Origin of the sequence: Achromobacter sp. 2789STDY5608615 (assembly GCF_001298995.1) — a bacterium.
In the GTDB taxonomy this organism is placed as follows: Bacteria; Pseudomonadota; Gammaproteobacteria; order Burkholderiales; family Burkholderiaceae_B; genus Achromobacter; species Achromobacter insuavis.
Genome location: NZ_CYTY01000028.1, coordinates 81,100 through 90,365, shown reverse-complemented (window position 1 = coordinate 90,365; position 9,266 = coordinate 81,100). Strand labels below are relative to the sequence as shown.

The following is a 9,266-nucleotide window of genomic DNA, read 5'->3' as shown; positions in this document are numbered from 1 at the left end:
CAGACGCAGCGGAAGCCGATGTCGCGCGCGGCGGCGTGGTCCAGATGCGGACTGGCGCAGATGTGCACGACCTCGTCGGGGGTGACGCCCAGGCTGTCGTGGGCGTGGGCAAAGATGCGCCGCGACGGCTTGTAGGCGCCGGCCTGCTCGGCAGTGATGACGCGGTCGATGTGGCCGCCCAGCTGCGCCACGTTGCCGGCGATGATGGCGTCATCGGTGTTGGAGATGATGCACAGGCGGAATCCGGCGCGTTTCAGCCTGGCCAGGGTGTCGACCACCTCGGGAAATGGCGGCATGGCCGAGATGCTGCCTGTCAGCAGCTCGGCGTCCTGCGGCCGGTAGGCCAGGTCGAGGTCGCGCATGGTGAGCCGCAGCGATTCGCGGGTGACGTCGACAAAGTGCATATGGGGCGGCGTGCGCTCCAGGCGGTGTTCGTGTTCGTCGTAGACATGCAGGAATTGCGCCGGCGTCGGCGTGTGCTGGCGCGCTTCGCCCGCGGCCAGGATCCGCGCGACGGCGGCCTGCAGGCCTTCATCCCATTGGATCAGGGTGCCGTAGCAGTCGAACGTGAGCCATTGCGGGCGGGGGAGATGGTCCAGGGGCATGGGGATTCCTTTGTGGCGCCGTTGGAGATGAAGCCAGCTTAGGATCTGGCCTGGTGAGTTGTAAAATTAATAATCAAACTCAAGTCAGTGGAATAATGAATATCGTTGGGACTCGGTTCCTGATCCGTTTGGCGCGGGATCGATTCGGACGGGCAAGCCGTGCGTCCCGGCTCATTCCCGGGCATGGCGTCCGGCCCAACTCACCCCATACCGCGCAGCCATCCAGGACACACAATGCTTGATCTCGAATTGTTGAGGACGCTCGTCTGCGTAGTTGATGAAGGCAGCTTCACGCGGGCGGCGGGGCGGGTGCATCGGACGCAATCGACCGTGAGCCAGCAGGTGCGCAAGCTGGAACAGACCGTGGGCAAGACCTTGCTGCTGCGCGACCGGGCCGGCAACCAGGTGCAGGCCACCGAGGATGGCGAGTTGATGCTGGCCTACGCGCGCAAGCTGCTGGCGATGGCGGATGAGGCCGAACTGGTGCTGTCGGCGCCGCGGCGGATGCAGGCGATCCGATTGGGCATTCCGGAGGACTTCGATGTGTCGCGGCTGACGGCGCTGCTGGCCGGCTTCGCCGCCAGCCATCCGGAAATCCGTCTTGAAACCGGCAGCGGCATGAGCACCGACCTGAAGGCGGGGCTGGCCTCGGGTGAGCTGGATCTGGCGCTGATCAAGCGTGAGCCGGGTGATGGTCCGTGTCTGGCGTCGTGGCTCGAACGGCTGGCATGGGTGGGGGACAAGGCCCTGCTGCGGGGCTCGGAACCCGTGCCGCTGGTGCTCTTTCCGCAGGGCTGCATTTATCGCAAACGCATGATCTACGCGCTGGAAAGCGCCGGACGGCCTTGGCGCGCCGCGTATCACAGCCAGAGTTTGGCGGGGGTGCAGGCGGCCGTGGCGGCGGGCTTGGGCATTTCGTTGCTGCCGGCGTTCGCCTGCCTGCCGGAGCACGGGATACTCGGCGCGGCGCAGGGGCTGGCGCCGGCGCCGCGCACTGAACTGGCGATCGTGGGCGCAGCGCGCGCCACGGCCGGCGGCGCGGTGGCGAACCTGATCGCGGTGTTGAAGCGGGCGGTGGGCGAGGACGCTGATCCGCCGCGTCGCCAGCTGGCGTCAGCTTAGGTCGCCGTCCACGTAGTACCAGCGTCCGCCTTCGCGCACGAAACGGCTGACTTCGTGCATCCGGCTGGCGCGGCCGGCCAGGCGGCTGCGCGCGACGAATTCGACGGTGGCGTGATCGGCATCCTGGTCGCGGGCCTGTTTGACCGTCAGGCCCAGCCATTTCAAGCCGGGTGGATTGGGTTCGAGCGAGGCGGGGCGGGTGCTGGGATGCCAGGTGTCGAGCAGGTAGGCGAGCCTGTCCAGCACGAAGGCGCTGTAGCGCGAGCGCATCAGGTCTTGCGCGGTGGGGGCCTGCAAGGCCTGCGGGCCCTGGTGCCAGCGGCCGCAGCAGGCGGCGTAGGGCTTGGCCGTGCCGCAGGGACAGGCAATCGGGTCTGGCGTGGTCACGGTGGCAATCAGGCGAGCAGGTCGTTGTATTCGGGATGGCGGCGCATGTAGACGTCGGCGTAGGAGCACTGCGGGCGCACCTTCCAGCCCTGCGCGCGGGCCGTGTCCAGCGCGACGCGGGTCAGTTCGGCGGCGATGCCGCGGCCGCCGACCTGGCTGGGCGCGCCGGTGTGCGTGATGGTCATGACGCCGTCGCGCAGATGGTAGTCGAGCACGCACAGCACGCCGTCGACAGTGGCGGTGTAGCGCGAGCGCTCGGTATCGTGGATGACGGAAACCATGGGGCATTCCTGCGTGAGTGAGCGGGGAGCGCCTGCGTGGCAGGCTATCGACATAGGATACCAGCGGCGGCTGGCGGCCCGGGTCAGCGTTGCAGGATCTTCAGCAGCGCCGTCAGCTGCGCATCGCGGGTCTCGACCAGGTCGGCGATGCTGCGCGCACCGGCCTCGGCATTGACGCCGTCGATCAGGCGGCGTTGCAGTTCCGGCGTGACTTCGGGCGAGCCGAGATCGTCCCACCAGGTCTGCACCGGTCCCAGCAGGTGGTCCATGAAGTTGGCCAGGCCGCCCGCGCCGCCGCCGAGGTTGAAGGTCATGTGCGGGCCGAACAGGGCCCAGCGCAGGCCGGGGCCTTGCGACACGGCGGCGTCGATGTCGGCCACGCTGGCGACGTTGTCGGCGGCCAGGTGGATCGCTTCTCGCCACAGGGCGGCCTGCAGGCGGTTGGCGATGTGGCCCGGAACTTCCTTGTTCAGGCGGATCGGGTGCTTGCCCAGCTGGCGATAGAAGGCGATGCAGCGTTCGATGGTGGCGTCCGAGGTCTGCTTGCCGCCCACCACTTCCACCAGCGGGATCAGGTGCGGCGGATTGAACGGGTGGCCGATGACGAAGCGCGCGGCGTGCTGGCACCGCGCCTGCAGCCGGCTCATGATGAGTCCGGAGGAACTGGAGGCGACGATCGCGTGGGGCGCGAGCAGCGCGTCCATGCGCGCGAACAGGTCGGTCTTGAAGTCTTCGCGTTCGGGCGCGTTTTCCTGCACGAAGTCGACGCCTTGCAGCGCGGCGGCCAGGTCGGGCTCGAAGCGCAGGGTATCGGGCGTCGCGCCGGCGGCGACGCGTCCGAGTTCCGTCAGCACGGGCCAGGCGGCGGCAACGCGCGCGCGCGTCAGCGGCTCGGCGTCGGCGGCGGGATCGCAGACCACGACGTCGAGTCCGTGCGCGAGGAACAACGCGGCCCAGCTGGCGCCGATGGTGCCGGCGCCGACGATGGCGACGCGGTTGATGGCGGGGAAAGCGGACGAGTCGGTCATGCGGCGCTCCGGAGGATGTCGATGGGAAGGCCCATTGTGAAGCAAAGCGGGCAGGGTTGCCACGCATGGGGGGGCGGCGGGCAAGATAGCGGCGTGCGCATCTTCGATGTCTTGCTGGAGGGGTTCATGGATTCGTCACGATCCGCCGGGAGGCGGCCGGTGCCTTACTTTTGCCAATGGGAGTCGGCGCACCTGGCGGGCGCGATCATCCGCAAGGAACTCCGGCTCGAGGACGACCCGGCATGGCCCGCGTCGGGCGCGCGCGACGTGACGGAATATGCGCGCTGGGCCAGCCATGTCTGCGGCATGGCCTGCCTGAAGATGGTGCTGGCGGCCGAGACCGGGCTGGTCCATCCGACCCTGGAGCTGGCGCGCCGCAGTCTGCCGTACGGCGCCTACACGGAAGACGCCGAGGGTCACATCAAGGGAATGATCTACGCGCCGTTCGTGCGCTTCGTGGCCGAGCAATTCGGACTGCAGGCGCAAGTGCGCGTGGATGTGCGCGCGGACGAACTACCCGCGGTGATGAACGGCGCGGCCTATTTCATGGCGTCGGTGCATCCGTGGATCCGCTGGCCGGAGCGCGAGCCGCCGGCCAGGGGCGGGCACCTGGTGCTGGTGACGCGGGCCACGCCGGGGCATGTGACCTTCCACAATCCTTCCGGCGAGCCCGGCGCGCAGGCCGATGCCTGTGTGCCGATGGCGGCATTCGAGCGCGCGTTCGCCGGGCGTGGCGTCGCGATCCTGCGCGCGGCCTGAGTGGCCTGGCGCGTCAGGCATTGCGGGCGCGGCGCAGATAGCGCCATACCAGCACAGCGGCGGCGAGGTAGCCCGCCGTGATGATGGCGTAGGCGGCGGGCAGGCTGGCGCGCCAGTCCGGCAACAAGTGCAGGATGGTGCCCATCAGCGCGACGCCGACCAGCGCGCCCGACTGGCGGTTGGCGTTCAGCGCGGCGGCCGCGCTGTTGGCATGGTGCTTGCCCGAGACCTGCATCACCACGCTGGTCATCGCGGGCACCGCAATGCCGACGCCCAGGTTGGCCAGCGCCACGATCGCCGCGAACGGCCAGTAGGGCATGTCGGGCGCGAAGCTGAACAGGCCGACCGCGCTCATGGCGGCGGCCAGGGAGATGCCGCCCAGCAACGCGGCCGAGACGTTCCAGCGCGTCGACACGCGGCTCGATAACAGATTGCCGATCGAGAACACGGCCAGCATCGGCACCAGCTGGATGCCGGTCTGCAGCGCGTCGGCGCCGCGCGCATGCTGCAGGAACAGGCTGAGCAGGAACAGTTGGCCGTAGGCCGCGAGATTGATCAGGAAGCCCACGCCGTTGGCCGCCGCGAATTGCGGGGTCTGGAACAGCGCGCGCGGCAGGATGGGTTCGGCGTGGCGCCGTTCGCGGCGCACCAGCGCCAGCGTGGCCGCCGCGCACAAGGCGGCCGCGGCCAGGATGGGCGCCGACGACCAGCCGTAGGCGTTGCCCTGGATCAGCGCGAAACACAGCGCGGACAGCGCCACCACGCCGAGCACGTGGCTCAGCGGGTTGAGCGCGCGCGGACGGCGCGGCGCGGCCTGGATGCGGCGCCTGGCCAGCCACAGACCGGCCAGGCCCAGCGGCAGGTTGATGAGGAAGATGCCGCGCCAGCCGAATTGATGGATCAGCACGCCGCCCAGCAGCGGGCCGGCGGCGCCGGCCACCGCCACGATGGCCGACCAGGCGGCCAGCATGCGGTTGCGCACCTGCTCGTCTTCGTAGGCATGGGTCAGCAGGCTGAGCGAGCTGGGCATGAACAGCGCCGCGCCCAGTCCCTGCATCATGCGGGCGGCGATCAGCAGGTCGCCGCCGGGCGTGATGCCGCACAGCAGCGAGGCCAGCGTGAAGACCCCCAGGCCGGCCAGGTAGATGGTCTTGGCGCCGTAGCGGTCGGCCAGGGCGCCGGCCACGAGCAGCAGCGCGGCGAAGGTCAGCGTGTAGCCGTCGACGATCCACACCAGGTCGGTGAGCGGCACGGTGAACTGTTCCGCGATGCTGGGCAGGGCGACGTTGACGACGGTGACGTCCAGCATCGCCATGACGAAGCCGATGGCCAGGGTGACCAGGGGCAGCAGGCCGGTGACGGCGGGACGCGGGACGGGATCCGCGGGGACGGGGGCGGTGGAGCAGGCGGTGCGCATGACGGGGACTTCCGGGGACGATCCAAGGCGCACAGCTTAGGGTGTTTCCGTGATGCAAAAAATAGGAGAAACTGCGCTATCGTGATGCAAAATTGCATCAGGCAATCGATCCCTGCCTGGATCGTTTTTCGAAGGCATCTGTTTTCATGGATTGGGATAACGCCCGCATTTTCCTGGCGATCTACCGCAACGGCACGCTGCGCGGCGCCGCGGCGCTGTTGCAGATCGACCAGGCCACGGCCGGCCGCCGGCTGGCGGCGCTGGAGACGTCGCTGGACGCCCGCTTGTTCCTGCGCACGCCGTCGGGCTACGTGCCGACCGCCGCGGGCGAGCAGGCCTTCGCCGCCGCCGAGCGCATGGAGCAGGCCGCCGACCAGTTGCAGCGGCAGATGCAGGGGCTGGACCACCGGCTGTCGGGCGTGGTGCGGGTGGCGACGTCGGAGACGGTCGCCAGCTATTTCATCATGGAGGCGGTGCGCCGCCTGCACCGGCAGCACCCCGACATCCGCATCGCGTTGTCGACCTCGATCCAGCTCAGCAACCTGACGCGCCGCGAGGCCGATCTGGCGATCCGCAACGTCAAGCCGGATAACCCCGATCTGATCCACCGTCACCTGGCACGCCGGGATGTCGGCCTGTATGCGTCGAAGTCGTATATCGCCGCGCGCGGCGAGCCGCGCCAGGGCACGGCATTCGCCGGACACACGCTGGTCACCTATCAGCAATCGGTGTTGCCGGGATGGTCGGATACCTTTTGCGGCGAGCCGACGGGCAATGGCCATATCGCGATGGAATTGAACTCGGGCCTGATGATCATCGAGGCGGTGGCGGCGGGGCTGGGCATCGGCGAATTGCCGGTCCACATGGCGCCGCAGTATCCCGATCTGGTGCGCATCTGGCCACACCGCAGTGAACCCTATGACCTGTGGCTAGTGATGCACGGCGACCTGAACCGCACGGCGCGGGTGCGGGCGGTGGCGGACGCCATCGTCGAGGTGTTCGAAGAGAATTGAGGCGCGGGCCTCGTGGCAAACCGCGGCTTGTGGCGGCGGGCCCGCGGCGCTAAGGTTGATCCTCCGACGGCGCGCAGGCGCGCCGGCTGTGTCCCATGACCTGAACGAGGAGTGCCGCGTGTCCGATCTTTGGCGTTTGTCCGCAGTTGAGCTTGCCGCCCGTATCCGCCGGCGCGACGTATCCGCGGTCGAGGCCGCGCAAAGCGCGCTGGGGCGCCTGGAGGCGGTGAATCCCCGCATCAACGCCGTGGTTGATCATCGCGCCGACGACGCGCTGGCGCAGGCCGCCCGGGTCGACGCGGCGCTGGCGCGCGGCGAGGATCCTGGCGCGCTGGCGGGCGTGCCGGTGACGGTCAAGGTGAACGTGGACCAGGCGGGCTTCGCCACCACCAACGGCGTGACGCTGCAGAAGGATGTGATCGCCACCGTCGACAATCCGGTGGTGGCCAACCTGCGCAAGGCCGGCGCGGTGATCGTCGGACGCACCAACACGCCGGCGTTTTCGTTGCGCTGGTTCACCGGCAACCTGCTGCACGGCAATACCTTGAACCCTCGCGATCCGGCCCTGACGCCCGGCGGATCCTCCGGCGGCGCGGCGTCGGCGGTGGCGGCCGGCATCGGCCATCTGGCGCACGGCACCGATATCGCCGGCTCCATCCGCTACCCCGCCTATGCTTGCGGCGTGCACGGCCTGCGGCCGTCGCTGGGCCGCGTGCCGGCCTACAACGCGGCCCTGCCCGAGCGCACCATCGGCGGCCAGATCACGGCGGTGTCGGGGCCGCTGGGCCGCAGCATCGCCGATCTGCGGCTGGGCCTGGCGGCGATGGCCGCGCCGGATCCGCGCGACCCGTGGTGGGTGCCGGCGCCGTTGGAAGGCCCCGCCGCGCCGCGTCGCGCGGCGCTGTGCCTGAACCCGGATGGCATGGAGACCGAGCCCGCGGTGGTCAAGGCCTTGCAGGATGCCGCCCGGCGCCTGAGCGAGGCCGGCTGGTCGGTGGATACGGTCGATGCCCTGCCGCCATTGCGCGAAGCCGCCGACCTGCAGATCCGCATGTGGATGGCCGATGGCTACGAGGGCATGGTCGAGGCCGCGCGCAAGGAGGGCGACCGTGGCGCGTTGACGGCGCTGGAAGGCCAGCGCGAGCATGTCGCCGGCATGGACCTGGCGAAATTCTCGGCGGTGCTGACGCGCCGCGCCACGCTGACGCGCCTGTGGGAGCTGTTCCTGGCGGATTATCCGGTGCTGCTGCTGCCGGTGTCGGCGGAGCTGCCGTTCGCGGACAACCTGGATCTGCAGGGCGAGGCTGCCTACCGCCGCGTGTGGCGCGCGCAGATGACACAGATCGGGTTGCCCTTCATGGGCCTGCCGGGTTTGACGGTGGCGATGGGCAGCGCGGGCGGCAGCCCCGTCGGCGTGCAGGTGGTGGCCGGGCGTTATCGCGAAGACCTGTGCCTGGCGGCCGGCGAGGTGATCGAAGCGGCAGGGCCCGCGGTCGAGATCGCGGAGCCGGTCGCGCGCTAGGCGCGGCGCGGTCGATCGTCCGGGCGCGCCGGGGAGCCGGTTCGTGTCCCGGGCCGCGCGGCCGCCTGGCCCGGAGTCAGGCGGCGCCCGAGCGCCATTCGGATCGCAGCAGCCCCATCATGCCGGTGTCCCAGCGCGCCTCGCCGGCGCGGGTGGACGAGCGGCGCACGCCTTCGAGCGTGAAGCCCAGCGCCTGGTAGGTGCGGATCGCGGGCGTATTGAACATGTAGACGTTCAGTTCCAGGCGCTCGATGCCGGGCGTGCGGAAGGCTTCGTCGATCATCAGCGCCACCATCGGCCGCGCCAGGCCCTGGCCGCGCACGTCGGGCGCGATGGCGACACGGCCCAGGCGGGCATTGCCGTCGCGCCATTCGTAGGCCAGTTGGGCGTGGCCCACCGGCGTGTCGTCGCGGCAGGCCATCCAGCAGCGCCGCGAGGGCGGTTGCGACTGGCCTTCGCGCAGCATGGCGTCCATGTCGGCCGCGGTCAGCGGATGCGACACATGCGAACCGCCCCATTGCACGACTTCGGGCAGGCTGGTGAACCAGCTGGCGAGCAGGGGATAGTCAGCGGTCGAGAAGGGGCGCAGGGTCAGCATAGTCAGCGAAAGCTGAAGCGTACCTTCAGGATGCCGAGATCGCCGTAGGCGAGTTCGACGTCGCGGTTGGCGGGCACGTCCAGGTAGCCGGCGTACGAGCCGGTGATGACGTGCTGGCCGGCGGTCAGGCCCAGGCCCTGCTCGCGCAGGAAATTGGCGAGCCAATACAGGCCGGCCTTGGCGTGGCCGTTGGGATGGATGCCGGCGTGCTGCTCGACCTCGGCGCCGTCGACCGATAGCGTGATGGCCATGTTGGCGGGAGCGGCGTCCGGCGAGGCGATGCGCGGCCCCAGCACCAGGCCGGCATTGAACATGTGGTCGGCCAGCAGCTCGGGCAGGCTGGCGTGCTCGGGCGCGGCGTAGCGGCAGCCCAGCACTTCCAGCGCCAGCCGCGCGCCGGTGATGGCGGCGTCGATCTCGGCGTGGCTGTACGGTTCGTCGCGCGCGGGCAGGTCGTGCGCCAGCTCGAAGGCGATCTCGGGTTCGACGCGGACCACGGGCGAGGTCGCCGGCAGCGTGCCGGCCAGCGCCACG

At 69.8% G+C, this 9,266-nt stretch carries 11 protein-coding genes; 4 read left to right on the top strand and 7 right to left on the bottom strand.

Going from position 1 to position 9,266, the window contains the following annotated elements; genetic code table 11:
- A partial coding sequence (locus AOZ49_RS22125) for a haloacid dehalogenase type II (RefSeq protein ID WP_054477781.1) occupies positions 1-605 on the bottom strand: 605 nt, incomplete at its 3' end.
- A gap of 234 nt (positions 606-839) precedes the next feature.
- Here AOZ49_RS22125 and AOZ49_RS22120 point away from each other — a divergent pair.
- Positions 840-1,727: a LysR substrate-binding domain-containing protein gene (locus AOZ49_RS22120; protein ID WP_054477779.1), complete on the top strand. Its 888-nt coding sequence runs from the start codon at positions 840-842 to the stop codon at positions 1,725-1,727.
- On the opposite strand, the gene AOZ49_RS22115 is transcribed toward AOZ49_RS22120, so the two are convergent.
- The 3 genes from AOZ49_RS22115 to AOZ49_RS22105 form a co-directional block, all read right to left on the bottom strand.
- Complete coding sequence (locus AOZ49_RS22115; protein ID WP_054431714.1) at positions 1,719-2,114, bottom strand: YchJ family protein; 396 nt, start codon at positions 2,112-2,114, stop codon at positions 1,719-1,721. The two genes, AOZ49_RS22120 and AOZ49_RS22115, sit on opposite strands and share 9 nt — an antisense overlap.
- Before the next feature lie 8 nt (positions 2,115-2,122).
- Complete coding sequence (locus AOZ49_RS22110; protein ID WP_054477777.1) at positions 2,123-2,395, bottom strand: GNAT family N-acetyltransferase; 273 nt, start codon at positions 2,393-2,395, stop codon at positions 2,123-2,125.
- A gap of 83 nt (positions 2,396-2,478) precedes the next feature.
- Positions 2,479-3,423: a 3-hydroxyacyl-CoA dehydrogenase NAD-binding domain-containing protein gene (locus tag AOZ49_RS22105; protein ID WP_054477775.1), complete on the bottom strand. Its 945-nt coding sequence runs from the start codon at positions 3,421-3,423 to the stop codon at positions 2,479-2,481.
- Between the two features lie 126 nt (positions 3,424-3,549).
- On the opposite strand from AOZ49_RS22105, the gene AOZ49_RS22100 reads away from it, so the two are divergent.
- Complete coding sequence (locus AOZ49_RS22100; RefSeq protein ID WP_054431711.1) at positions 3,550-4,182, top strand: cysteine peptidase family C39 domain-containing protein; 633 nt, start codon at positions 3,550-3,552, stop codon at positions 4,180-4,182.
- 13 nt (positions 4,183-4,195) lie between these two features.
- Here the strand turns inward: AOZ49_RS22100 and AOZ49_RS22095 are convergent, their stop codons facing one another.
- Positions 4,196-5,599, bottom strand: coding sequence for an MFS transporter (locus tag AOZ49_RS22095; protein WP_054477773.1), 1,404 nt, complete (start codon positions 5,597-5,599; stop codon positions 4,196-4,198).
- Between the two features lie 146 nt (positions 5,600-5,745).
- Here AOZ49_RS22095 and AOZ49_RS22090 point away from each other — a divergent pair, with 146 nt between their 5' ends.
- Both AOZ49_RS22090 and AOZ49_RS22085 read left to right on the top strand, forming a co-directional pair.
- On the top strand, positions 5,746-6,612 hold the full coding sequence (locus AOZ49_RS22090) for a LysR family transcriptional regulator (RefSeq protein WP_054431709.1): 867 nt from the start codon (positions 5,746-5,748) through the stop codon (positions 6,610-6,612).
- 118 nt (positions 6,613-6,730) lie between these two features.
- Positions 6,731-8,134, top strand: coding sequence for an amidase family protein (locus tag AOZ49_RS22085; RefSeq protein ID WP_054477771.1), 1,404 nt, complete (start codon positions 6,731-6,733; stop codon positions 8,132-8,134).
- 76 nt (positions 8,135-8,210) lie between these two features.
- Here AOZ49_RS22085 and AOZ49_RS22080 read toward each other — a convergent pair whose 3' ends face one another.
- A complete protein-coding gene (locus AOZ49_RS22080) occupies positions 8,211-8,732 on the bottom strand; it encodes a GNAT family N-acetyltransferase (protein ID WP_054431707.1) in 522 nt (173 codons plus the stop codon).
- A 2-nt stretch (positions 8,733-8,734) separates the two neighbouring features.
- Positions 8,735-9,266, bottom strand: a 532-nt coding sequence (locus AOZ49_RS22075) for a fumarylacetoacetate hydrolase family protein (RefSeq protein WP_082380541.1), incomplete at its 5' end; no start/stop codon positions are given.

What these genes read in the sequence shown, in the direction of transcription:
- AOZ49_RS22100 (WP_054431711.1), top strand. Translation starts at nt 3,550, where the DNA reads ATGGATTCGTCACGATCCGCCGGGAGGCGGCCGGTGCCTTACTTTTGC.
- AOZ49_RS22120 (WP_054477779.1), top strand. Translation starts at nt 840, where the DNA reads ATGCTTGATCTCGAATTGTTGAGGACGCTCGTCTGCGTAGTTGATGAA.
- AOZ49_RS22080 (WP_054431707.1), bottom strand. Translation starts at nt 8,732, where the DNA reads ATGCTGACCCTGCGCCCCTTCTCGACCGCTGACTATCCCCTGCTCGCC.
- AOZ49_RS22095 (WP_054477773.1), bottom strand. Translation starts at nt 5,599, where the DNA reads ATGCGCACCGCCTGCTCCACCGCCCCCGTCCCCGCGGATCCCGTCCCG.
- AOZ49_RS22110 (WP_054477777.1), bottom strand. Translation starts at nt 2,395, where the DNA reads ATGGTTTCCGTCATCCACGATACCGAGCGCTCGCGCTACACCGCCACT.
- AOZ49_RS22090 (WP_054431709.1), top strand. Translation starts at nt 5,746, where the DNA reads ATGGATTGGGATAACGCCCGCATTTTCCTGGCGATCTACCGCAACGGC.
- AOZ49_RS22105 (WP_054477775.1), bottom strand. Translation starts at nt 3,423, where the DNA reads ATGACCGACTCGTCCGCTTTCCCCGCCATCAACCGCGTCGCCATCGTC.